General features: G+C 34.1%; 26 protein-coding genes. 11 read left to right on the top strand and 15 right to left on the bottom strand.

Annotation, left to right across the window (positions count from 1 at the left end; genetic code table 11):
* Positions 1-120 precede the first annotated feature (120 nt).
* From HF990_RS04840 to HF990_RS04825, 4 genes are all read right to left on the bottom strand, one after another.
* Entirely contained in the window at positions 121-585 is a 465-nt protein-coding gene (locus tag HF990_RS04840) for a low molecular weight protein-tyrosine-phosphatase (protein WP_168412102.1), read from the bottom strand.
* Between the two features lie 49 nt (positions 586-634).
* Positions 635-1,234, bottom strand: coding sequence for a lysophospholipid acyltransferase family protein (locus HF990_RS04835; protein ID WP_040764601.1), 600 nt, complete (start codon positions 1,232-1,234; stop codon positions 635-637).
* 79 nt (positions 1,235-1,313) lie between these two features.
* Positions 1,314-2,150 (bottom strand): putative RNA methyltransferase, encoded by an 837-nt coding sequence (locus tag HF990_RS04830; RefSeq protein WP_016838366.1) that lies wholly within the window; start codon positions 2,148-2,150, stop codon positions 1,314-1,316.
* A gap of 28 nt (positions 2,151-2,178) precedes the next feature.
* Positions 2,179-2,850: a nuclease-related domain-containing protein gene (locus HF990_RS04825; protein ID WP_016838367.1), complete on the bottom strand. Its 672-nt coding sequence runs from the start codon at positions 2,848-2,850 to the stop codon at positions 2,179-2,181.
* A gap of 227 nt (positions 2,851-3,077) precedes the next feature.
* On the opposite strand from HF990_RS04825, the gene nagZ reads away from it, so the two are divergent.
* Positions 3,078-4,748: a beta-N-acetylhexosaminidase gene (gene nagZ, locus HF990_RS04820; RefSeq protein WP_168412101.1), complete on the top strand. Its 1,671-nt coding sequence runs from the start codon at positions 3,078-3,080 to the stop codon at positions 4,746-4,748.
* Between the two features lie 100 nt (positions 4,749-4,848).
* The gene (locus HF990_RS04815) at positions 4,849-5,292 is read left to right on the top strand and encodes a hypothetical protein (RefSeq protein WP_168412100.1); all 444 of its coding nucleotides are present in this window, start codon (positions 4,849-4,851) and stop codon (positions 5,290-5,292) included.
* Between the two features lie 34 nt (positions 5,293-5,326).
* Here HF990_RS04815 and HF990_RS04810 read toward each other — a convergent pair whose 3' ends face one another.
* The 4 genes from HF990_RS04810 to HF990_RS04795 all read right to left on the bottom strand — a co-directional run bounded on the left by HF990_RS04810 (position 5,327) and on the right by HF990_RS04795 (position 9,087).
* Positions 5,327-6,214 (bottom strand): glycine betaine ABC transporter substrate-binding protein, encoded by an 888-nt coding sequence (locus HF990_RS04810; RefSeq protein ID WP_168412099.1) that lies wholly within the window; start codon positions 6,212-6,214, stop codon positions 5,327-5,329.
* 17 nt (positions 6,215-6,231) lie between these two features.
* The gene (locus HF990_RS04805; RefSeq protein ID WP_016838371.1) at positions 6,232-7,083 is read right to left on the bottom strand and encodes an ABC transporter permease; all 852 of its coding nucleotides are present in this window, start codon (positions 7,081-7,083) and stop codon (positions 6,232-6,234) included.
* Positions 7,076-8,278 (bottom strand): quaternary amine ABC transporter ATP-binding protein, encoded by a 1,203-nt coding sequence (locus HF990_RS04800; RefSeq protein ID WP_016838372.1) that lies wholly within the window; start codon positions 8,276-8,278, stop codon positions 7,076-7,078. Before HF990_RS04800 ends, HF990_RS04805 begins: the two co-directional genes overlap by 8 nt.
* Positions 8,279-8,451: 173 nt before the next feature.
* Positions 8,452-9,087, bottom strand: coding sequence for a TrkA C-terminal domain-containing protein (locus tag HF990_RS04795; RefSeq protein ID WP_016838373.1), 636 nt, complete (start codon positions 9,085-9,087; stop codon positions 8,452-8,454).
* A 154-nt stretch (positions 9,088-9,241) separates the two neighbouring features.
* Between HF990_RS04795 and HF990_RS04790 the strand changes: the two genes are divergently transcribed.
* From HF990_RS04790 to HF990_RS04765, 6 genes are all read left to right on the top strand, one after another.
* Positions 9,242-10,006, top strand: coding sequence for a MerR family transcriptional regulator (locus HF990_RS04790; RefSeq protein ID WP_016838374.1), 765 nt, complete (start codon positions 9,242-9,244; stop codon positions 10,004-10,006).
* A 142-nt stretch (positions 10,007-10,148) separates the two neighbouring features.
* Entirely contained in the window at positions 10,149-10,829 is a 681-nt protein-coding gene (locus tag HF990_RS04785; RefSeq protein WP_096550162.1) for a hypothetical protein, read from the top strand.
* Positions 10,830-10,916: 87 nt separating this feature from the next.
* The gene (locus HF990_RS04780; RefSeq protein WP_016838376.1) at positions 10,917-11,999 is read left to right on the top strand and encodes a type III polyketide synthase; all 1,083 of its coding nucleotides are present in this window, start codon (positions 10,917-10,919) and stop codon (positions 11,997-11,999) included.
* A gap of 1 nt (position 12,000) precedes the next feature.
* Positions 12,001-12,549: an isoprenylcysteine carboxyl methyltransferase family protein gene (locus tag HF990_RS04775; protein WP_168412098.1), complete on the top strand. Its 549-nt coding sequence runs from the start codon at positions 12,001-12,003 to the stop codon at positions 12,547-12,549.
* Between the two features lie 477 nt (positions 12,550-13,026).
* Positions 13,027-13,449: a DUF1641 domain-containing protein gene (locus HF990_RS04770; protein WP_168412097.1), complete on the top strand. Its 423-nt coding sequence runs from the start codon at positions 13,027-13,029 to the stop codon at positions 13,447-13,449.
* Between the two features lie 39 nt (positions 13,450-13,488).
* Complete coding sequence (locus tag HF990_RS04765) at positions 13,489-14,673, top strand: NAD(P)/FAD-dependent oxidoreductase (RefSeq protein WP_016838379.1); 1,185 nt, start codon at positions 13,489-13,491, stop codon at positions 14,671-14,673.
* 35 nt (positions 14,674-14,708) lie between these two features.
* Here HF990_RS04765 and HF990_RS04760 read toward each other — a convergent pair whose 3' ends face one another.
* Positions 14,709-15,947: an MFS transporter gene (locus tag HF990_RS04760; protein WP_016839070.1), complete on the bottom strand. Its 1,239-nt coding sequence runs from the start codon at positions 15,945-15,947 to the stop codon at positions 14,709-14,711.
* 248 nt (positions 15,948-16,195) lie between these two features.
* Here HF990_RS04760 and HF990_RS04755 point away from each other — a divergent pair, with 248 nt between their 5' ends.
* On the top strand, positions 16,196-17,362 hold the full coding sequence (locus HF990_RS04755) for an MFS transporter (RefSeq protein ID WP_050988855.1): 1,167 nt from the start codon (positions 16,196-16,198) through the stop codon (positions 17,360-17,362).
* Positions 17,363-17,457: 95 nt separating this feature from the next.
* Here HF990_RS04755 and HF990_RS04750 read toward each other — a convergent pair whose 3' ends face one another.
* Positions 17,458-18,075, bottom strand: coding sequence for a DedA family protein (locus HF990_RS04750; RefSeq protein WP_016839068.1), 618 nt, complete (start codon positions 18,073-18,075; stop codon positions 17,458-17,460).
* 208 nt (positions 18,076-18,283) lie between these two features.
* On the opposite strand from HF990_RS04750, the gene HF990_RS04745 reads away from it, so the two are divergent.
* Positions 18,284-19,813: an NAD(P)H-hydrate dehydratase gene (locus HF990_RS04745; protein WP_168412096.1), complete on the top strand. Its 1,530-nt coding sequence runs from the start codon at positions 18,284-18,286 to the stop codon at positions 19,811-19,813.
* 101 nt (positions 19,814-19,914) lie between these two features.
* Here the strand turns inward: HF990_RS04745 and HF990_RS04740 are convergent, their stop codons facing one another.
* The 4 genes from HF990_RS04740 to HF990_RS04725 form a co-directional block, all read right to left on the bottom strand.
* Complete coding sequence (locus HF990_RS04740; RefSeq protein WP_016839066.1) at positions 19,915-20,385, bottom strand: DinB family protein; 471 nt, start codon at positions 20,383-20,385, stop codon at positions 19,915-19,917.
* 138 nt (positions 20,386-20,523) lie between these two features.
* Positions 20,524-21,792, bottom strand: coding sequence for a cytochrome P450 (locus HF990_RS04735; RefSeq protein WP_168412095.1), 1,269 nt, complete (start codon positions 21,790-21,792; stop codon positions 20,524-20,526).
* Positions 21,793-21,899: 107 nt separating this feature from the next.
* On the bottom strand, positions 21,900-22,460 hold the full coding sequence (locus HF990_RS04730; RefSeq protein WP_168412094.1) for a hypothetical protein: 561 nt from the start codon (positions 22,458-22,460) through the stop codon (positions 21,900-21,902).
* A 608-nt stretch (positions 22,461-23,068) separates the two neighbouring features.
* Positions 23,069-23,212 carry a YpzG family protein gene (locus tag HF990_RS04725; RefSeq protein ID WP_016839063.1) on the bottom strand — a complete coding sequence of 48 codons (144 nt, stop codon included), beginning with the start codon at positions 23,210-23,212 and terminating at the stop codon, positions 23,069-23,071.
* A gap of 196 nt (positions 23,213-23,408) precedes the next feature.
* Here HF990_RS04725 and HF990_RS04720 point away from each other — a divergent pair, with 196 nt between their 5' ends.
* Positions 23,409-23,711, top strand: a complete 303-nt coding sequence (locus tag HF990_RS04720) for a YunC family protein (protein ID WP_016839062.1) — start codon at positions 23,409-23,411, stop codon at positions 23,709-23,711.
* A 43-nt stretch (positions 23,712-23,754) separates the two neighbouring features.
* Here the strand turns inward: HF990_RS04720 and HF990_RS04715 are convergent, their stop codons facing one another.
* Complete coding sequence (locus HF990_RS04715; protein ID WP_168412093.1) at positions 23,755-24,894, bottom strand: MGDG synthase family glycosyltransferase; 1,140 nt, start codon at positions 24,892-24,894, stop codon at positions 23,755-23,757.
* Between the last annotated feature and the right edge of the window lie 226 nt (positions 24,895-25,120).

The raw sequence follows: 25,120 nt of genomic DNA, 5'->3' as shown, positions 1-25,120 counted from the left end.
TCAAAATATCAGTAAAATTTCATTCTAACAAATACGACTGTATCATTATACACCATGATTTCTTTGATGAAAATAATCGCTACTTGATTTTTTTGTAAAATGCCTTTATAATATCAACCTTTAATCTTCCATCTCTTCTATTATTTTGCTCAATAATGCTTCGCAACCATCTACAACTAAGTCATATGTCTCTTGGAAATCCCCCGTATAATATGGATCTGGAACGTCTTTTTTGTATGAAGTTAAATCAAGAAAACGGAAAATTTTTGGATGTTCCGTTTGACCTAATATTCTACATATATCCCTTATATTACTTTCATCCATACCAACAATATAATCAAACTTTTCAAAATCATCTTTTTTCAATTGCCGCGCAGTGATTCCTTCTGTGGAAATATTATATTCTTTTAATTTGTTGGAAGTACCGTAATGCGGTGGTTCTCCGACGTGCCATGAACTTGTTCCAGCAGAATCCACTTCGATTTTATCTTCTAATCCTCTCTTTTTTAGCAAGTCTCTAAATACTGCTTCAGCCATTGGCGAGCGGCAAATATTTCCTAAGCATACGAAAAGTACACGTTTCATCATAACAACCCCTTTTGAAAAAGCACCTTCCGATGACGGAAAGTGCTAATTATTTTCCATTTGTTCGTTGTATTTCTTCTGTTAATCTTTGAAGCTCTTTTTCTAAAAAGGCAGTGTATTCATCCCGCGCTTCTTTTCCAGCAGGAACGGTAAAAGGTTTACCATATATTAAATACCCTTTTTGTCTTTTTATTACTTCCTTTATATTTTTTGGACCAATATAGGCTGCTGGAACAACTTTCGATTTTGTAAGTTGAGCAATAGTAATTGCTCCTTGTTTTAACTCTGTGTTATTTGTTGTACGAGTACCGCTCGGAAAAATTCCAACAATTTTTCCTTCTTTTAGAAGTTGACGAGGTATTTTAATCACGCTCGGTCCCGGATTTTCACGATCGACAGGAAAAGCGTTCAGTTTTTTAATCAACCAACCTAACCCTTTAATATCAAATAGTTGTTTTTTTGCCATAAAATGTATTTGTCTAGGATATATGGAAAGACCTAGGTTTAAAATATCAATATATCCATTATGTGTACACGCAATGATGTATCCCTCATCTTTTGGTAAATTTTCCTTACCATATACCTTCGCTTTTGATCCATTTATTGTTAAAAACACGTTAACTACTCTAGCTCCGAAATCGTATAACACTGTTGATTCCTACCCTTAAATTTTTTTATTCATTCTTATTTTAAAGAAAACATCCCTTTCTTTCAATCTCATCACAAACTTACACTTCTCCCACTAATATATCCAAATCAATCGTCAATTCCTCTAAAGATATATCATGGGTTTCTGCATGCCATCCTAGAGGAGTCATTTCAATTAATTTAGGAATTAGTTCCTTTTCAATAGGCACTTTATAAGTAATTCTTTGTTGTGACACGTTCATAAATTGCTCATGAAATCGAACGACAGTTTGCTCGTTAGAATAAAGCTCTTTTTTTGAGTTTGCAAATACTTGTTTTCTTAATTCCATTAAATATTCGGATTGGGGAACTACTTTAATCAATTTTCCCCCTTGCTTTAACAGGCGTTTAAACTCACCATAGTTTGCTGGCGATAAAATATTCAATATTACGTCAAATGATTGTTCACGAAAAGGACTATCTGCTAAATCTCCAACGCACCAAATTTTCCGGTCATAATATTTTGCCGCAGTAATAATTCCTTCTTTAGCAATATCAACCCCTACACCAACTACCTCATCATTTAACTGCTCACAAATACGAGCCAAATGGGAACCTTCCCCGCATCCAGTATCTAAAATTGTCTTAACTGAATTTCCAATGATAGTTGCTACTTGTTTATGCATTTCATTGAACAAACCGCTATCAATTACAACTTTACGAGATTCAAATAAATTTTTCGTATACATAGAACGGACAGGTTTTGTCAAAAAATTCACATATCCTTGTTTTGCAATCGTAAAGTTATGACGATTACTACAGAAAACCTCTCCGTCATCATGGACATCCATTTCATTATTACAAATCGGACAAGAAAACAATCTTCTATTTTCTTTCATAAATTCTATGCTGTTTTGCCGTTTTGAGCGCTTTCCCATTGTTATTTCCTTTCAATATACTGTGATATTAATGATTAGTAGTTGCTTGATCCATGTTCATTTTATAAGAAGGTTGATGAATATTAACAAATTGTTCTAGTGAATGATGAATTTTTTGGATATCCTCTACTGTAAGCTTTTTATCAGTTCGTTTTTTCCAAAAACGCTTTAATTCATTTACTTTTATTACTGACACATTATTTGATTTCGTCATAATTTTTTTTAATGAACAACTGTCTGTAAATAGAACGATTGAATGAAATAAATCCTCTTTTACATTCGTCAAACTTTCCTTCAGGTTTAATACTGCTCTTTTCATTTCGTTGATTGGGTTTTCAAATGTGTTCAATTTATCTTGTTTATGTACTGCTTGAGCCCATTGCCCATCTTGTTCTCTACCATAAATCCAGCCATTCATAGATTGAATTGAAAAAATATAAATGCCAGATTCATGAATAACAATCGCATCGATATTTTTATTAGCACCGTTAAATGCAACATTTACTAACAGTTTGTGTTCACCTTGTAAATATTTTAAAGACTGAACTAATTTATATGTATTTTTTACATGTGGATTTGCCCAAATACTATATAAAGAATGTCCTGTGATTTTTCTAAATTCACTATTTTCAAATGAGTATAGACGAAGAGCAAAAAGGATTCCAATCATAATGGTAACAATAAGTAATAAAATTCCCATATCCATACCCCCTTATGTTATTCATTATTCTACCAAATGCACCTTGTATTGGCTATGATAACCCGTTTGAATCGAATCTATTTTTTGCCTTTATTGTTTGGTGAAAAATATCGAAATTTCCTAGGAAATATTGTCGATTCAATTTCTTTGAACTCTTTCTTTGTCGACTGTGACTTTTTCTTCCCTTAAGCAACTAATTTTATGACAGGATAAAAAGGAGAAATCATATGAAAAAAGGCATTATTATTAGTTTCATTATCCTTGTGACTAGTGCATTCTTCATTATATTTGTTTGGAACGGTAATCAAAATTCATCTAATGATGAACATTTATCGAAAGCTCCGCCATTTCAACATGAAAAGCCAACTGCAGTAGAATTGATACAGCAAATTATGAACTATGCTGCGGAAGGAAAGGTTTACCAAAGTTCCATCATTGCTGGAAACTCAACATTTAAAGATGTCGAAAAAATATTAGGTTCACCTGAAAGAATTGAAAATACAACTGTTGGAAGTTATGCTTATTACCCTGCACACAATTTATCAATCGGAATGGATGGACAGCAAATTTTTGATATTCGTTCCTATGACAAACATCTATCCCAAATTCATATGCAAGATATTCAAGATGTACTGGGAGCACCTGAACAAACAACTTATTATGAAGATGAGACAACAGCTCAGATTATTTTGTATTACACCGTCAATGATTATTACTTGATTAAATGGATTTTGCCAAAGCCGTCGAACGATTTGCCTAACCCGAAAGTGCATCATATCTCAATTCTTACTAAAAATAATCCATCAAAGTACGCAAACTTAGTAGACAATATGACTTTAGAAGAAAAGATTGGTCAAATGTTCTTTATCGGTTTTTCAGGGGAAAAGTTGAATGATCAGGTAAAACATTTAATTGTGGAAAGAAAAATTGGAGGCATCATCTTCTTTAAAGATAATTTACAGTCTAGTCAGCAAATTACCTCATTATTAAATGAAGTGAAAAGTCTTAACAACAATAATAAATATCCTATTTTTTTAGGGATTGACCAGGAAGGCGGAAGCATCAACCGACTGCCAAAAGAAATTGCAAGTTTACCGACAAATTATTCTGTTGGATTAAAAAATAATGAAGTTTTTGCATATGAATACGGAAAATTGTTAGGAAAACAATTAGCTACATTCGGCTTTAATCTGAATTTCGCTCCGGTTTTAGATGTGAATAGCAACCCAAACAATCCGGTAATCAGTCACCGTGCTATTAGTCATGATCCAACAATCGTTGCAGCCTTAGGAATTCAAATGATGAAAGGAATACAATCTGAAAATATCATACCGGTTATAAAACACTTTCCTGGCCATGGCGATACTTCCGTCGATTCTCACCTAGCTCTCCCTATGGTGAATAAATCAATAAAAGAATTAGATCAAGTCGAATTACTCCCGTTCAAAAAGGCAATTGAAGAAAATGCAGATGTTGTGATGATAGCTCACATTTTATTACCGCAAATCGATAAACAATATCCTGCATCTATATCAAAAACCATCATTACAGAGTTATTGCGAGAAAAACTCGGTTTTAACGGTGTTGTCATCACAGATGATATGACGATGAAAGCAATTACCAACCACTATTCATTACAAGAAGCTGCTTTACTATCAGTAAAAGCTGGAAATGATATGATTTTAATTGCTCATGATGAAGATAAGATTTTTTCTATCATCGATGAACTTGTTACTTCAGTTCAACGTGGTGAAATTTCTGAACAGCGGATTAATGAAAGCGTTATGCGAATTCTAAAGCTAAAAGAAAAATATCAACTTAGCCACTCACTAATTCCAAATGCAAACATAGAAGAATTAAACAAAGAAATTCATACTATTCTTAACAAGTATAATTAATATTTTCATCTAATTTGTAAATAATAAAGTTAAAACAAAGCTACTATAATTTAGAACATGTTTCCTCTTAGGAAATCTGGAAAAGACGGAGGTTTTCACTGTGGAGATTATGGACTATAATGCAATTCCAGCATATCTTGAATCAACCGAACTAACTTTTGAATTGGAAAGTGTTGGAATATACGAAAACATTATGTTCCCAGTATCAGCGAAAGAAATTTCTCCTCAAGTAGAAGTTCAATATAATTTAGAAATAGAAAAGAATACTCAAAAAAGTGTTGATGAGGGGCATTCGCCGTGGAGACTTGATGCTATTGCAACCACACAAGTGTTTGTAAGTCTTCAAATCTCACCAAGCGGTATTGAAGGGGAATACCCTATTGAACTGGAGAATTTAAAATTGCTTCATAGCGATAACGAACTAGCAATCGTTGAAGTGGATGATTCAGATACAAACATTCAAACAGTATACTTAAAAAGGCTTATTCGACAAGATGAAACAGGCATTTGGACGGTTATAGGATATGATGTAAAAGAAAAATAAAAAGGTGATGCGATAATCGCATCACCTTACTTCATTATTCGATTTCTTCTGTCCATTTAGCTACTTTTTCAGCATTTTCTTCAACCCATTTGCTCGCAGCATCTGCTGGACTCATACCATTACTGATATCAAGCATTACTGATTCCATATCTGCCGTTGTCCAGTGGAAATTATCTAACACTTTAAATGCATCTGGCATTTCATCTTCTAACCCTTTTCTTACAAATGTGTTAATTGTTTCTTCCCCACCAAATACTCCTTTTGGATCTTCTAAATACTTCAATTCGTATTTCGCAAATTTCCAGTGAGGAGTCCATCCAGTGACAACAATTTCTTCTTTATTTTTAATTGCTTCTCCTAAAGCAACCGCCATCGCCCCTGAAGAAGATGGTACTAATTCCCAATCGGCTAAATTTTCATATTCTTGAAGGGCTCTTTCCGTTGCTTGCATTACACCGGCACCTGATTCAATGCCTGTTATTTGCATATTAGCGTGTTTATTCAAATCCTCAATGGAGTCTACATTTTCCATGTATTCAGGTACAACTAATCCAATTTTTGCACCTGATAAGTTTTCACCTAAGTCAACAATATCATCCTTATATGCTTCATATTGTTCACCATGAGTAACTGGTAACCACGCCGCTACCGATGCGTCTGCTTCTCCATTTGCAACAGCTTCCCACATAATGGCATTATCTAGTGGCGTTAATGTTACATCATAACCTAAATCTTCTAACACCTTTCCAATGACATGAGTTGATGCTATTTCAGAATCCCATTCAACATACGCTAAATTGATTTCTTTATCCTCTTCCTTATTTGAATTGTCAACATCATTAGAAGATCCATTTCCACACGCAGCTAAAGCTGCACTCAAACCTAAAGCTAGTCCAATCATCATTAATTTTTTAAATTTCATTATATACTTCCTTCCTATTAATATTTCTTTTTATTTAAACTTTGTGTTAAGCGATCAATGATAATGGCAAAGATAACTAAACTGATACCTGCAACGAATCCATTTCCTACTTGAGCTCTTTGTAGTGCCGACAATACATCCCGACCTAATCCAGGTGCACCAATCATCGATGCAATGACGACCATTGATAATGATAAAAGCACTGTCTGGTTAATGCCTGCCATAATTGTTGATTTGGCTAATGGAAGCTCTAATTTATACAATTTTTGCCAACCTGTACTTCCATAGGAATCCGCAGCTTCCACCAACTCTTTCGGCACTTGTCTTATACCTAAATTCGTAAATCTTACCGTAGGCGGCAATGCGAAAATGACCGATGCAAAAACACCCGGTACGACACCAATACCAAAAAAGGCTACGGCAGGTATTAAATATACAAATCCCGGCATTGTTTGCATGAAGTCCAAAATCGGCTTAATGATATTCTCCGCTACATTACTTTTTGACATTAAAATTCCGATTGGTATACCAATAATGATTGCAATGATACTTGAAAACACCACTAACGTGACGGTATTCATGAGTTCTTTCCAAAGATCTTGATTGTAAATAAACGTTAATCCAACAATCGTAAATACCGCTAATCCGAATTTCTTTTTTGTGGCAAAGAAGGCGATGATAGCGACAATGAGGATGAACAAAATAGGTGGAATAAGCAGCAATAAATCCGTAAAGGATTCCATCGAATTTTTGCCCCATTTTTGAATAAAGGAAAACATTGAGGCAAAATTGTCTGTTAATAAATCCATGAACGTTTCAACCCAATCAGCAACTGGAAGTGAAGGAATAAAGTCGAGCATTTTATTCATCATCAACACCTCCATTACCGTTAGATGAAGAGAGTGTCTCAATCACTACTCCTCTTATTAATACGCCAAGTAATTTTCCGTTTTCCACGACGGCAATCGGTGTAGGTGAATCGGACATCGGCCCTAACACGTCTTGAATTAACGTATCTGGTGGTACCGTCTGCATATCATTTCTTAATATTCCATGTAGATGCCTTTCACCACGCTTAGATGCTTCAAGGGCATCGTTAGCAGTAATATATCCTTTAAAGTTTCTTTGTTTATCAACCGCTAAGATGACGCTCACTTTTTCTTCTCTCATCAACTGTAAAGCAACTTTTGGTCCATCAGCTTCAACGTTAATGGATACTGGACGTATCATTGCGTTTTCGACAGTCAATACTTTCGAACGGTCGACATCTTCAGTGAAGCTTCGAACATAATCGTTCGCTGGATTTGTTAATATTTCTTCTCCTGTTCCGATTTGAATAATTTCACCATCTTTCATTAACGCAATGCGATCCCCTATGCGAAGGGCTTCATTTAAATCATGAGTAATAAATACAATTGTCTTCTTCATTCTTTGTTGCAAATCTAATAATTCATCTTGCATTTCTTTCCGAATGAGTGGATCGAGCGCAGAAAAAGCTTCATCCATTAGTAAAATATCCGGATCATTAGCAAGTGCTCTTGCAAGACCAACCCGTTGTTGCATTCCGCCTGATAATTGGCTTGGATACTGGTCTTTATAAGGCAACAGTCCAGCATTGTCTAAAGCCTTTTCTGCTTTCAATCGCCTTTCCTCTTTTGGAACTCCCTTAATTTCGAGACCATATTCTGTATTTTGCAAAATTGTTCGATGAGGAAATAATCCAAAGTTTTGGAAAACCATGCTCATTTTATCTCTTCGAATTTTTCTTAATTCCTTTTTATTTAATTTGGAGATATTTTGTCCGTCGATGTATATGTTTCCGTTAGTAGGGTCTATTAATCGATTTAATAGACGGATTAATGTCGATTTACCGCTGCCCGAAAGACCCATGATTACAAAAATTTCTCCTTCGTTTACTGTGAAATTCGCATCGTAAACCCCTATTGTCGCTCCGGTTTCTTTGAGAATTTCTGTTTTGCTTTTTTTCTGTTCCACGAGTTTCATCGCAGCATTTATATGTTTACCGAAAATTTTCGTCACATGTTCAACTTTAATTTTTTCCATCTCATACTCCTTTCCACCATTTTTATCTATTTAAAAATGAATAGAATGTTACAAAAGTGACAACTCAATATTAACAACAGGTTGTTACTTTTGTCAAATTGCTAATCTCGGAAACTACAAAAATATAATAAGAAAGGCTTACAAAAGCTCAATTTTGCTTCTGTAAGCCTTTTTTAATTAGGAAATAGAAATTTTTGTACTCTTTCTAGACATTCATCGTTTCCAATAAAATAGATGACATCGTTCAGTTCAATTGTGGTATATGGTCCAGGTGATATGATTAGTTCTTCCCCACGACGTATACCTACAATCGTTGCCATTGTATGATGCCAAAAATTTATTTCGCCAATCGTTTTAGATAAGTATGGGGAATTCTTTATTACTTCTAAATGAAATGGAACAAAAGGATTAATCGAACGAAAGCGCTCTGTTCGGCTGACTAATCTTTCTGCAGTCTCTTTTAGTTGATCCAGTTCCTTTTTTTGTCGGTCAATGCTCTCTAACATTTCCAATTGTATTTGATGAATGGATTGAACATCTAAAAACTGCTTTATATAATTTGCCGCTTTTTCATAAGACTTAATAACAACACCGCTCCCTTTCGTAGCTTCCACAATTTCTAAGTCTTGTAGAACGGCAATAGCTCTCCTTGCAGTTTCAGCTGAGACCCCATACTGACTTGCCAATGAAGATCTTGCATATATTTTTTCGCCTATTAAATATTTTCCCTCAACAATTTTTGACGCTATGTCGGCAGCAATTTTTTGATATTTTGGTTGCTTTACAATCTTTAATTCTTTATCTCCCATCTATTGCATCAACCTTTCATTCCGTTACTACAAAGTTAAATATAATCGATGTCTATATCAGTAGCCAGTTTTTTCTCTAAAAAAATATTTTCATTTGTATATTGACCTTCACGTTACGTCAACCTTTATGATGAAGTTGTCAGGAGGGATTTCAATGGAGTACACAATTAGTCAATTAGCAAAATTAGCAGGCATCAGTACAAGAACATTGCGATATTACGATGAAATTAATTTATTAAAACCAAAACGAATCAACAGCTCTGGCTATCGGATTTATGGTCAAGAAGAAGTGAATCGATTGCAACAAATTCTATTTTTCCGGGAATTAGACGTCAACATTGAAACAATTATTTCAATCATGAATGATCCAAATTACGATTCAATAAAAGCGTTGGAAAATCATTTAATACAGCTTAGAAATAAGAGATCCCGCCTAGACCGATTAATTGAATCCGTAAAAAAAACGATTGCCCATGAGAAAGGAGAAATGATGATGAGCAATGAAGAAAAATTTGAAGCTTTTAAGGAAAAACTGATAGAAGAAAATGAACAAAAATATGGTGAGGAAATTCGCCAAAAATATGGTGAGAATGTCGTCAGCAAGTCCAACGAAAAATTCCGTAACATGTCGAAAGAAGACTACGAAAGATTTGTGCAACTTGGAGACGAAATACTAAAACTACTAGCAAAAGCTTATGAAATTGGAGATCCTACATCACCACTTGCACAAGAGCTTGCCGCGAAACATAAACAGTGGCTCACTTTCACTTGGCCATCTTATTCAAAAGAAGCTCACCGGGGACTTGCGGAAATGTATGTCGCTGATGAACGCTTTAAAGCTTATTATGACCAAAAAGTTACGGGTCGTACAGAATTTTTGAGAGATGCCATTATTCATTACCTTGAAAACAATTCATAACAGATATAGTGAAAAGTCGCTCCGAATTTAATCGGGCGACTTTTTCCACTTTTTATAAGTATTGAATGATTTCTTAAAAAATTGGAAATAATAGCTGAAGAAACAATCGTTCACTAACTGCTCATAAAGGAGATTTGCCCTAATGATGCAAAAAAATGAGAAAAAACTAACAAAAGTTAAATACAACCACGACAACCGAGAATACATAATTTTAAATAAATGTCCGCACTGCAATTTAGATATACATCCTACGGTTGAAAATACCTATCGATTTGAAAATAAAAGTTTTGAAATTCATATTTTGTCATTAACTTGCCCTTCCTGCCGAAAAGACTATTTTGTTGTTAATAATTGTGGAGAACTAAACAATAACCAAGAGCGATACTTGTTAACGATACCGGGTCATACATTTCAAGATGAATCTCTCATTCAAAATACATCGAAGAAATTTCAAAATTTATATACCCAATCCATCCATGCAGAATTGCAAGGAAATGATGATATCGCCTTTTTTGGATATATTAAATCTCTTGAAGTACTTGTGAAAGATATCGCAATTATCGAACACCCTGATTCTGAAGATATGGTGCTATTCAGCAGCCTTATTCAGTGTTTAGAAAAATTCCACTCAACTAATATTCATTTATTCTCAAAAAAATTGTTGGAAGTATTAAAAAACGACTATTTGCATTATCAAAAGGGGCCGGAGTTTTCCTCATACACAGAACTTGTTAAAGACTGCATCGATTACTTCTTATTGTATTTAGAGTTATTGCAAAAAACTTTTTCATTAAATGATAAACGCACAGAAAAAGAAGCTTGAAAATAGGAAATTGCTCTTATCCACTATTTGCATACTCGTTCATCCACTTGGAAATGCTAGAAATAAAATTAATAAAGGAAGATATAAATGCCAAAAATTGTATCTGTCAGTACTTATAAACCTCCCTACACATTACATCAACATGAAATAGAGCAATTTACAAAGGCATTATTTCAAAATAAAATTCCGCAATTAGAGCGGCTATTAAAAGTGTTTGAAAATGGGGAAATAAAAACGCGGCATTTTTGCGTACCGTTAGAATGGCATAAAGAAGATCATACTTTTGAAGAACGCAATCAATTATATATTCAATTGTCAGTGGATTATAGTGTAAAAGCTATTCAAAGTTGTCTACAAAACGAACTATATTTAAAAAGACCAATTTCGACAGAAGAAATTGATGCCATCTTCTTTGTATCTAGCACAGGCATATCAACTCCCAGCATTGATGCTCGAATCATGAATAAATTGAAATTTTCAGATCGGATAAAACGTTTACCTATTTGGGGGCTTGGTTGCGTTGGAGGAGCATCTGGAATTAGTAGAGCCTACGATTATTGTCTTGCCCATCCAAAGGAAAAAGTGCTTGTCATCTGCGTGGAATTATGCAGCCTCACTTTCCAACGAAATGACTTTTCAAAAAGCAATTTAATTGGCGCATCACTTTTTGCTGATGGTGTTGCTTGCGCCTTAATTTGTGGTGATGAAGCGAAAGTAGAAAATCGAAAAACAGTACCATATATCATTCAAACAGCTTCAAAATGGATGCCTAACTCGGAAAATGTGATGGGTTGGGACGTTAGAAACGATGGGTTTCATGTCATCTTTTCAAAAAGTATACCGACGATTATTTCTAATTGGCTAGGGCCATTCATCCATTCATTTTTCAAAGAGGCAGGCATTTCATTAAATGATCTTGAACATTTCATTGCCCATCCTGGCGGGAAAAAAGTGTTATTAGCCTACGAAGAAGCACTGAATTTAAGCGACAAACATACAGCTATTTCTCGAAAAATTCTTCAACAAAACGGCAATATGTCATCGCCGACGGTACTATACGTTTTAGATGAATATATGAAAACCGTCGAGAAAGATGAATCATATGGTTTAATAGTAGCTCTTGGACCTGGATTTAGTGGAGAAGCAGTATTGCTGCAATGGAGGGATTAATATGCTAATTTTTATGATTGTAACAACAATCGTCATTTTACAAAGAATTTTTGAATTGTTTATTGCAAAACGAAACGAGAGACAAATGCTGCAACTTGGGGCTTATGAAGTAGGGGCCTCACATTATGCATTCATGATATTGTTACATGTAAGTTTCTTCATCAGTTTAATTGTAGAAGTCATTGTATTTGAACGTACAATATCCCCACTTTTTCTACCTTTATTTATTATTTTTCTACTCGTACAATCTTTAAGAATATGGTGCTTATCTTCATTAGGTATGTATTGGAATACGAAAATTATTGTGTTGCCAGGAGCTCAAATTGTTAAAAAGGGACCATATGCTTTTCTTAAACATCCAAATTATTTCGTTGTTTGTTGTGAAATTATTATATTGCCAATTATGTTTCAAGCTTATTTTACTGCCATTGTATTTACCTTGTTAAACTTCATTATGTTATCGATTCGAATACCAATTGAAGAAAAAGCATTAATGGAAGCGACAAATTATGAATATGAATTTAATAAAAAAATTCAGCATCATAGCTGAATTTTTTCCATTTTCATCAACATAATTTTTATTTTCGTAAACATAATAATAAAAAATCTTTGTTTTAACTTTTCGTTATCAATTTCTAATAACAAATAGCAAAATAATATTAGAAATTATAATAGATAAAGCGTATAATTCAAATTGACGGCAAATTCAAAAAAAGTCAACACTTTTGTAAAATATTTGTCACAATTTAAGAAATATTCAAAAAATGATTGGGTTTTCTTTTTCATTATTAATAGTTATAAAAAAGGAAAACGCTTTCAATCTTCATTTTTATTCATACCATCCAATAAAACACTCACTATTAAAAACAGTACTTGATTTACGAAATATTTGTATTATATTTAAACTGTAGTTAACATTGTTAAACATTTCACATAGTTATAATTGAAGAGTTTTTTCTTTATTGTATGTGAAATATCTATGCTGTTTTTAATAATGGGCACAATGATAAGTAAAGGAGAATGGGTAATGGCAGAAGAATTAGTGAATCAAGTTCAAGAGTCGGCTTTGAAAGAAAAACAAGATTTACTGGATCAATTATTAAAACCAGAAGTGCAAGAGTCCTTAACATATTTAGTAGAACAGCTTCCAAAGCTTGCCGAAGTAGTAGGACTTCTTACAAAGGCTTATGATTTTGCACAACAAGTAGCAACAGATGAGGTATTAAAGAGCGACACAGTTAACGCAATTAAAGAAGTTTCTGAACCAGTTGTGAGTACTGTAAAAAGCTTAGCACAAACAGCTATTGAAGCAAAAGAACGTGCAGACGAATCTAAAGAAGCAATCGGGTTATTCGGAGTATTAAAATTGTTGAAGGACCCAGAAGTTCAAAAACTATTACGCTTTGCTAATGCATTTTTAGAAGTTTCAGCTGAACGCAAAAATCAATAAGGTTTTGTTTATTTAATAAAGTAAGGACGGAGGAATAATATGTCAAAAGAAATCGTCATCTTAGGTGCAGGCTACGGTGGGTTATTAACTGCCCTAACATTACGTAAATATGCAAGTAAAGATGAAGCTAAAATCACAGTTGTGAATAAATATCCTAATCACCAATTAATTACTGAATTACACCGTCTTGCAGGTGGAACAATTTCTGAACAAGCAATATCCTTCCCATTAAAGAAATTATTTAAAGGTAAAGACATTGAAACGGTTATCCAAGAAGTAAAATCATTCAATGTGAAAAATAAAGAAGTATATTTAGCAAACGGCTCTGTCTTATCTTATGATTATTTAGTTGTAGCACTTGGTAGCCAAACTGGTTTCTTCGGTATTCCTGGTTTAGAAGAAAACTCAATGGTATTAAAATCTGTAGATGATGCAAAAAGAATTTACAACCATATTGAAAGCAAAATTGCTTCCTATGCAAAAACAAAAAATATTGCGGATGCAACAATCGTCATTGGTGGCGGCGGTTTAACAGGTGTGGAACTTGTTGGTGAAATTGTAGACAACGCTCCAAATATTTGTGCAAAATACGCAGTTGACCCTAGCGAGTTGAATATTAAACTAATAGAAGCTGGTCCAAAAATTTTACCGGTATTACCTGATGAATTAATTGAACGCGCAACAAAAAGCTTAGAAGCTCGTGGAGTTGAATTCTTAACTGGCCTTCCTGTAACAGGTGTAGAAGGTAATGTAATTTCACTAAAAGACGGTTCCACAATTACAGCAAACACATTTGTTTGGACAGGTGGAGTTGCAGCTCTACCAATCGTTCAAGAATCTGGTCTTGAATGCGACCGTGGTAAAGCAATCATCGATGAGTATTTACGTTCTAAATCACATCAAGATGTATTTGTTGTTGGAGATGCTTCCGTTGCTCTTCCTGAAGATGGAGGTCGTCCATTATATGCACCAACTGCTCAAAATGCATGGCAAATGGGAGAAGCTGCAGCTTACAACATTTACGCAACAATTAAAGGCCAAAAACTAAAAGAGTTCAGCCCAGTTAATTCTGGTACTCTTGCAAGCCTTGGACGTAAAGACGGTGTAGCAACTGTTGGTAAAAACAATATTCACCTAAAAGGTTTACCAGCTTCACTTATGAAAGAAGCAAGCCATGTACGCTACTTATCACACATTAAAGCATTATACGGTTTAGTATATTAATGACCAAAAAAGTGCGGCAATCATGCCGCACTTTTTTATTGGCTGGATTCCATATTCTTTGGTTTTCCCGCCTCTACTAATACTTTGTTTCCTACTAAAACAAAACTAAGAACGAACATCGCTACTCCTGTTCCTAATAATAACCACTCAATTTTAATGAAATCGCTAATCGGACCAAAAATTAGCATTCCTAAAGGCATCATGGAAGTAGAAATCATTGTCAGTACACCAAAAATTCTCCCTAAATAGTCTCCTTCAACTTTTTCTTGTAAAAGTACGGTTGAAGGTGTATTAAATAACGGCATCGCTACTCCAGCCAACGCCATAATGGAGCAATAAAACCAGAAGTTTGGCACAATCCCTAATAAAAATGTGCAAACTCCGAATATTATACTTGATAATGCCATCGTATATGTTCGGTTTTTAAATCCTCCCCATACAGCAATGACTGCTCCCCCAGCCATCATACCGATAGAAAATGCAATTTCGATCGCTGAAAGCCGCCATACATCTTCTCCAAATGTACGAGTTACTTGCAACGGTGTTAAGAAGGAAACAGGGGCCGCCATAACAAAGAATATCGCAAAATATATAAATAAAATTTTCAAGAATTCATTGTTTTTAATATAAACAAGTCCCTGTTTAAAGTCAGCAAAATAGCTGATTTGTTGTTGTAATGCTTTTTCATGCGGGGGAATTTGTAAAAAGAATAGCAAAGTTGCCACCGCAATCGCAGCTGTTACGACATCAATAAAAAATAGTGTTTCCAACGTTGTAATAGTAAGCAAAGCCGCACTAACCATTGGTGAAAGCAGCATTACAAGGGCTTGAATACTGCCATTAATTCCGTTCACTTTTGTTAAATGCTCTTCAGGAACGATTTGTGGTAATATTGCCCCTACTGTCGGCGTTTGAATACCAGTTCCAAATGAGCGAATGACGTACATTATAAAGAGCATCCAAAGAGATTCATAACCGCTTAAAAATAAAATAGCTAGAATAAGTGTAGCCAAAGCAATGGCGGAATCTGATAAGATAATTAACATTTTCCGGTTATAACGATCTGCCCATACTCCTGCAAAAGGCGATAATAAAAAAGTAGGAACAAATCCACAGAGAATGGCAATCGTCATCATGATTCCCGACTGAGTCGTTAACGTGATGTACCACATAATGGCGTATTGAACGATTGAAGAACCGAAAAGCGATATCGTTTGACTCGTTAGAAATACGCTAATATTTCGTTTCCAATGAATATAATGATTTGTTTTCATAGGCAATTACTTCCTTTATCGTATAATTCATTTTAAAATTGTTTATTGTAAATGGTTAAAACAATTTATTATCATTTAGGGTTTACCCTTTGAAGAAATAACCTATTCAAATAAAGTAATCTAGCCATTAGTAATAGATTGAATGTTGATGTAATGTGGAATTATAAGCATATAAAGTAATAATCAATATTTAAAGGTGTGACGTTCCATTGGTAGAAAATAACATACGGACTCCCATTTACCCTATCATGATTGCCATTGCAATAGGACATTTAATTAATGATACTGTTCAAAATATTGCACCAGCAATGTTCCCTTATCTTGCAAGAGATTTAGGTTTTACTTTTACTCAACTGGGGCTTATTAGTTTTGTATTAAATATGGTTTCTTCAACACTTCAACCGATCATCGGCTTTATTAGTGATAAAAAACCGATTGCATACGCATTACCTATAGGAATGATGAGCGTCTTCATCGGTTTAAGTATGTTTGCATTCGCTAATCAATATTACATCCTTTTAATTGCTGCCATCTTTTTAGGATTTGGTTCAGCCATTTTCCATCCGGAAGGCTCTCGCGTTTCATTTATGTCTGCAGGCAATAAGCGGGGCCTATCACAATCGATTTACCAAGTCGGTGGAAATTCTGGGCAAGCTATTGCTCCTTTAATTGGTGCCTTTATTTTAGATGCATTAGGACAAAGAGGGGCTGCTGTATTGCTTCTTCTCGTTGCTATCGGAATTGTGTTGTTATTTAACATTTCAAAATGGTATGCTCGACAATTAAATGCCGAGAAATTAAACCAAAAGCAAAAAAAAGTGTTAATTTCTTCCTTGCCACCATTAACAAAAAAACAAGTGGGAATCGCTCTCATATTGCTGTTTACGATTATTTTTGCACGCTCTTTTTACACAACGAATATTCAAAATTACTATGTGTTTTATTTAATAGATCATTATGATTTGACTACCCGTATCGGCCAAATTTTAATCTTTATATTTATGGCTTTTGGCGTTGTTGGAACATTTTTTGGAGGATCCCTTTCCGATCGCATCGGTCGGAAAAATGTCATTTTACTTTCAGTAGTTGTACCGATTCCTTTATGTTTATTACTGCCGTACATGCCTCTTTGGCTTGTACCTGTATTTTTAATTATTATCGGAACACTAATAATGATTAGCTTCTCTGTAACTGTCGTTTATGCTCAAGAATTAGTACCTAGCAAAATCGGAACAATGGCAGGACTGACAACGGGGTTTGCCTTTGGAATGGGTGCAGTTGGATCTGTCGCTATCGGTTGGCTACTGGATACAATAGGAATAGAAATGACAATGAAAATCATCTCCGTATTACCAATCATCTTAGTAGTCGCATTTCTATTGCCTAAGGATCAAGTCAAAAAAGAACTGAGTTAATAAGCTAATCGATACTTGCCAAGTGCATCAAGGCATATTGTATCTTTTTCGTAACGCTAATTTAAAAGTAAGGGGGAAGAATACAACTCTTCCCTCTATTTTCTTTTAAATAACTTTTTCTTACGAATGAATCGTACAACAAACCAAATGAAAACAACGGCTATTACTGCATAGGCAATGTTTGAATAGACGTCCATCACTTCTACAATTTTCTCCCAATTCTCTCCAACTGTTGCACCAACATGCACCAATACAGTATTCCATATTAACGTACCTAATGTCGTTAATAAAATGAATAGCCAGAATTTCATATTACTCATCCCGGCTGGAATGGAGATTAAACTACGAATGAGAGGTATAAATCGACAGAAGAACACAGTCCAAAAACCATATCTGTCAAACCAAGCATCAGCTTTATAAATATCGTTTCTTGTTAATCTTAAAATGTGACCATATTTATCAACTATTTTTACTAGCCGTTCGACATCCAACAACAAGCCAATACCGTATAAAATGATTGCGCCCGCAACGGAACCAAGAGTTGAAGCAATGATTACTCCTGTGACCGTCAAATCAGTAAAAGTAGTCATAAATCCACCAAAGGTTAAAATAACTTCTGAAGGAATTGGAGGAAATAGGTTTTCTAACATAATTAACAGGAATACACCTATATACCCAAAATCCTCCATAATTCTTTGAATCCAAGTTTCCATCTATTCTTCCCCTTATGTATTTCTTATATTTATTTCTATTTTCACACTAACTATATCATTATGAATTTATTCCTTCTCATAGTCAAACTAATCAAATTATTAGACTGTATATCGTTTCCATAAGTTTCATGATTATGGATCATTTTATATTGTAAAATTAAGTTAAGAAGAAAAATCTCAGAACATCTTATGTAAAGGAGGTTTGTTTATGTATGTTGCCGATCAAAAAACAATGCAACTGCTTGACCATTTTACAATGGAACAGCTAGGGCTACCTGGTGCTGTATTGATGGAAAACGCAGGGAACGCTGTCGTGCAAGCAATTTTAAAGGACTACCCCAAAAATACTAGTGTACTTGTGTTATCTGGGTACGGGAATAATGGTGGTGATGGCTTTGTTATCGCAAGACGATTAATTGATTTTGGATACGATGTATTACTTTGTTTTATTGGAAATGAAGCTAAACTAAAAGGCGATGCTCGAATACATTTTCAAGTATACAAAAATCGTCAGTTGCCTTTCTATCACTTTAATGCTGAAGAAAATGATATATTTACATATATTCAACAGGCGGATGTCATTATTGATGCGATGCTAGGAACTGGAGTTTCCGGTGAAGTTCGATTTCCGTTCAATCAAATCATTGAAGCTGTTAATGATTCAAAAAAAGATGTAATAAGTGTGGATATTCCTTCTGGGCTTAACTCCGACACGGGTAAAGCCGCAAGTACAACGATTAAAGCAACGAAAACAATTACTTTTGCCATGCCAAAAATGGGATTTTTTGTTGGTGATGGTCCTACAGTGATTGGCAAATGGGAAGTTGCAGATATTTCCGTTCCTGATTCAGTTGTTGAGACCCTTCAATTAAAACTGCCTAAACTACTAGATGAAGCTACTGCAATATCCTCTCTGCCACAAAGAATAAAACATGGACATAAAGGAGCTTTCGGACACTGCCTTGTAATAGGTGGTTGTAAACATTATGTAGGGGCGCCAGTCTATACAGCAAAGGCTGCTTTTCACTCAGGAATTGGTCTTGTAACCCTTGCTATTCCAGAAAAAATTTATCCACTTGTTGCTGGAACATGTCATGAAAGTCTCTTTATCCCACTATCCGATTCAAATGGATTTATTAACTGGAAAGCTATTGAAACAATCGACTTTTCTAAATATACAACAATCGCCTTTGGGCCTGGATTGGGAAGAGAGTTAGACGGCGATGCAATAATTCGAACATTGCTAGATCAGCTAACAACACAAACACTCATTATAGACGCAGATGGATTGTATTTTCTTAAAAACCATTTAGAACAGTTGCAACATTATAAAGGGGATATTATTTTAACTCCACATCCAGGAGAAATGGCTACCTTGACGGGAAAATCAGTTGCTGAAATTGAAGCGAATCGCTTAGAAACAGCAAAAAATTTTGCTGCAACATACGGAGCTTATTTATTGTTAAAAGGACATCGACCAATCATTGCAACACCTACTAGCGAACTTTGGATAAATCCTTATGGAAATGATGCTTTAGGTAAAGGTGGCAGTGGAGACGTATTAACTGGTTTAATTGCTTCCCTAGTTTCCCAGCATCAGAATCCCCTAAAAGCCATGTTATGTGCAAGTTTTTATCATGCTATTGCCGCGGAAGAATTAGGGAGAAATTCGTCCAATTATGGAGTAACTCCAATGGATATCATCCATTATATCCCTATACTATTCGGCCGTAAATAAACAAATAGGATTGAAAGTCCTTGTGATGAAATCTGCTACAAGGACTTTCTTTGACATTCTCTTTATAAAAAAACAAAAGGCCCTATTCATGGAGGCCAAAACTATTTTTTTAAGTATAATGCTTCTCTCACTTTATTAAACTGTTTTAAATCATAATGAATATATTCAAACAAATAGGACGAAATAGTATATTTGGATGAATGAATGCGATAACTTTTCGACCATTTTTCATCTTCTAAATTATTTACAGCAATAATAAGGCTTCTTCTAACAGAGGTAAATTTTTCTATAATCTCTTCCTTTTTTCTTTTTCTACTCTCAATTAATGATTGTTGTTTGATTGCTTGTTTGTCTAGTTCTTTTGGAAAAACTCCATCTTTTTTAAAGTAGGGAATTCGTTTTTGAAGGACAAATTCATCTAACGCAATGAAATGAGTGACAACGCCTGCAATTGTCCATTCGTCATTTGTTAATGATAAGTACCATTCATTTTCCGTCAGTTTTGATAAATTTTTTACAAAATCCACTGAATTCTCGAAATGAATTAATATTTTTTCTTTATTTTTATCCAAGAATGTCAGCTCCTATAGGTTTACTTATTGTAGTAATCCTTCGATACAAAAAAGAAAACTCCTTCTCTTTTCAATTTAAATTTTTTTATTTTCGAAAAAAATGCCCCAAAAGTAGAAAACTTTTGAGGCTTCTTATTACTAATGAATGCTTTCTTTTAATCGCTTAACATTTTTTAATATCACTTTACTTTTAGGAATACTTGGTATCGTATCCATCGTGATATACATGTCCTGTTCTGGAATCTCATAATCCATTTTATTTAACAAATACTCTAAACTTAATTTCATCGCTTCAATGGTTAGTTGTTCACCTGGACAACGATGGGTTGTTTCATATCTTCCGCCGCCTTGCGGAATGAAACTGAATTGGTCATCCTGCCATTGGGCAAAACGTTCAGGTTGAAATTCATCGGGATTTACCCAAATATTCGGATCATGATTAGTACCGTAAATATCCAATAAAACGAGCGTCCCTTCATGAAATGCATATCCGTTCCAAGTAAAACTACTTTTAGCCTTTGCTGCAGCAACAGGAACAAGAGGATAAAAACGTCTTACTTCTTGAATAAATAAGTGGATATAATCAGGCGTATTTTTTAATTTTACTCTTTCGTGAGGAAATTGGGATAATGCCATTACAATGAAATTAATATAGATGGAAATCGCAACAATAGGTCTTAAAATATTAATAATCTCAACTGCCACTGTTTCTACATCTAACAAACTTCCATCTAAATCTTTATAAAATACGAATTGATGTAATATCGATTCACTTTGTACTTGTACTTCGTTGGAGCGTATTTTTTCTATCAATTTCTCCATCTTTTTTTCCAATTGATTTCTTTTATTTCTACCTATCCAATGTTGCAGGCCAAATGCGATAGGCGTTTCAAACATCGCTCCTATTTCCTTCATCAATATATCCGTATCTTTTTCATGGGGAGGATACCCAATCCATTTAAATGCCGCTTTACATAACAGCGTTTTCATTTCTTCATAAAAAATAATTTCTGTTTCTTTACTCCATTGATCTAATGCTTTTTCCCATTCAAGTTTTGCAATATCTAAAAACTCATTTATTTTTTCTTTTGTCATGACATTCATAAACATTTTTTTGCGATGTCGATGAGCTACTCCATCAAGGGTTTGAACGCTATTTTTCCCGAATAAGGTTTCAATGATGCGGTTTGGAACAGCATCTTGACGTTGAAATTTTGTTTGATCATAAAACAATTGTGCCGCTTCTTTCCCACCCATGCATATCGCCTTTTTCCCCAATATTCTTGTTTCAAAAATATTGGTTTGCAAGCTTTTTCTGCGATTTAAAATGTATTCATACCCTTCTTTTAAAAGTGCTAGGCTATGATCAATACCTTCATCTCTTGGAATTTCATTGATATTTTCCATTGTTGCACCTCACAAACAATATTTGGCTATATTTATTTTGTTACAGGTTTTATATTTCATACAGAGATACAACAATTGCTAAACTAGACTGACAAGTAAAGTTTCCCTTATCCAACATTATATCGATATAAATCATTCATTCGATTTTCGTTCATTATTAAATGAAATAAAGGTCCTTCATATTCCAACTGCAAATTCGTTAAACACTGTAAATCATAAGGGGAAATCAGAGAAATCGGTTTATGAAATTCATAATTCGCCCCTTCTTTTAAAACGTGAGCAACAAATTGAGAGCAAAAATAAGCATTTTTTCGATGTGATGGTTTATTAAAAGTGTATGTAATAAGCCCTGTTAAATTGTATTTATATTTTTGTTGTTCTGCTTCAATAGATTTTATGATTTCTTTCATACGAGCAATTTGTTCTTTTGTAGCCCAAATGCTATATACAGCTCCTCTACTTTTTAAAAAAAGCGTACTACGTAAATCTTCCTTTACAAAACCGCCGATAAATGGATTATTTGGATATTTTCTTCCAAAACTGTACACTTCCTGAAAATTTGAGTCAAATGCAATGGATGCATGATTATAAGTTTTTTTCGTATAAAGCTTAATCATTCTCGTAAAAAGCGTTCCAGTATCGGTAAATAATAAATATACTTTTTCCATCTCGACTTTCTCCTTTGTAAATATACCTCCATTCTAACGACATTACATACACCATTAAACCGCCCGAAGAAATATATTCTTTTCAGTCTTAGGTCGTATTTAATCAATATGTAATGAATTGCAATGGAAATAATATTGTTTATTTGAGATGGATAAATCATAAACAGCGCAATAGTTGGAGAATGGACCTACAAATAGGGGATTGTTATGGAAGGGAATGAGCATATTGTGTTCATCTCTTATTTGTCTTTTTCCTATTTGATAAAAAAAAAATTGACCCGGAAACTAAGTTCCGGGCCTCGATTTCACAAATCACGACATGAATTCAGAAACTCTTCGGTGTTACTCCATATTCAATTTACTTTTGAACAATGGACTTTCCTTCACCTTGACGAGTTTTCGGCGGAGTGTCAGAATCAAATTGGTCTTTGATCTTTTCCATCGGGAAATCCCTCCTGTTTATCATGTCGGATTGTCTTGTGAAATCATTATTTATTATGACTGCTTTACAAATATTTATACACAAATCGCTACTTTTTTGAAAAAATATCTGAAAAAAACCCGGAAACTAAGTTCCGGGCACTTTCACTAGGGCGCCATGATGCTCTTTAATACTGCCTTGCCTTCGCATCCGTTCTCAAAATTTGGTTATGAAGTGATATTTCCGTTTGACCGTTAATTTGAGATTTTTGATATTTCGGCTTTAAGTTTTGATTTCGAAGAGCTTTCGGAAAAACTTCCTTCTTACTCATCGGCAATCACCTCTTTCATCATGGTCGATTTCCTTAGTGAAATCATTGTTAGTATGAAAAATTCAGCAAACAACTATGCTTTCCTAATATTTTCATTTATTTTGCAACACACTTAGAATGGACATAAAATTTCTTCGACACCATTTGAACATTTTTTTCGTCGCTCCATATTTTATTAAAGAAAGGAGCGATGTGGTTGATCTCAATTGAACCCATTGAATTACAAGGACATATGTACACTGCCGTCACTGTTCACTTGCCGAAAACAACTTTATTAACAATCTCGAATGAAATTGGGTACATTATGTGTGGTGCGCTAGATGTTGAACTATTGAACACTCGGTTAGCTGACAGAAAAATTATTGCAGGTCGTGCAGTTGGGGTAAAAACCATTGATGAATTATTAAAAGCTCCGCTCGAATCTGTTACAACTGAAGCCGAAAAAATGGGAATTGTTAAAGGAATGACCGGAGAAGAAGCATTATTAAAAATGATCTAAAATTTTACAAATTGAAAGGAGGTTCTACTTGTTGATCCTCCTTTTATCCGATAAATCGATTAAATTGGTGTTTTTGTTCAACTAATGAAATAACATCTTCGCAAATAACTTCAGCTGATCTTGGGCAATATATTTCTTTCATATTATCAATTAACCGGTTTCGATGGTTTTCATCTCCAATTAGCTGAAGTACAGACATAACTAAATCATCAGGTTGATTCACAATAATTGCCGCATCCTTAGACTGAAAGTAATTTGCATTTTCCAACTCTTGACCAGGCACTACTTGATACAGCAACAGCGGTACTTGAACAGCTAATGCTTCACTTAACGTAATTCCTCCTGGCTTTGTAATCATTACGGTAGCCATTTTCATCATTTCATCCATTTTGTTCGTGTACCCAAATATTCTAACATTTTGATTTTCGGAAAATTTTTCTAATAGATTATTTTTCAACTCCTCATTCTTCCCGCATATGACGAGTATTTGATTATTGTCATGCTGCAATAATTTCTCCATAATTCCTTCAATATCTTTTATTACTCCATAAGCTCCCGTTGCAATTAAAATTACAGGCTTTTTTGAATCTAAACCATAAGATTCAAGAAGATCGTTTCGGTCCACTGAGCGTTCAAACTTTTCTTCAATTGGAATTCCTGTGACCTTAATTTTATAATCAGGTGTTCCAGCGTTTATTAAATTTTGTTTTAAATCTTCAGTTGCCACATAATATCGGTCTATATAATCATGAATCCAATTTTTATGAGCTTGAAAATCTGTAATCACATTTACAATGGGTAATTGAATACCTGTTTTTCTTTTTAATTCTGGTACAACTCGCATTGGAAATGTATTCACTATAATATCTGGCTTTACTGTCTCAACCATTCGCATCAGTTTTTTCATTCCATAAGTATTCATAAATTCAATATCGAAATACCTTTTATTTCTTCTACCGCCATAATATAGTAATCCATAGATTTTCCGACCATAATTAAAACTCTTTATATATAAATATTTTGAAGCCTTTGTTAATAATGGGTGAGAATCGTAGTAAAGATCAGATTCTATTACATCTGTAATGCCATAGTTAAAGAATGTATTTTTTAAAGTATTTGATACTTTTAAATGACCATTTCCATAGCTCCCCGTTAATAGCAGAATCTTTAAATCCCTCTCCACAATATCACCCTCACACATAAAATCCATCGTTTTCATTTTATTTAAACAATATTGAATAGGTAATCATTCCAAAAAATAATACTTATTTTTATAACTTATGCCTAACAATACGTAGTTAATGTGCAAAATTTTCTATTACACATAATTGATTTTCAAGCAAAAGAAAACTTTATTAAAATTTTATTCTGTTTAACTAGAGTCACCTTATTTTTCATTCTTTTGGAAT

Origin of the sequence: Ureibacillus thermosphaericus, assembly GCF_012396605.1 — a bacterium.
GTDB lineage: Bacteria > Bacillota > Bacilli > Bacillales_A > Planococcaceae > Ureibacillus > Ureibacillus thermosphaericus.
Note: the sequence above shows the minus strand (reverse complement) of the source record. Positions and strands in the feature narration are given on the sequence as shown.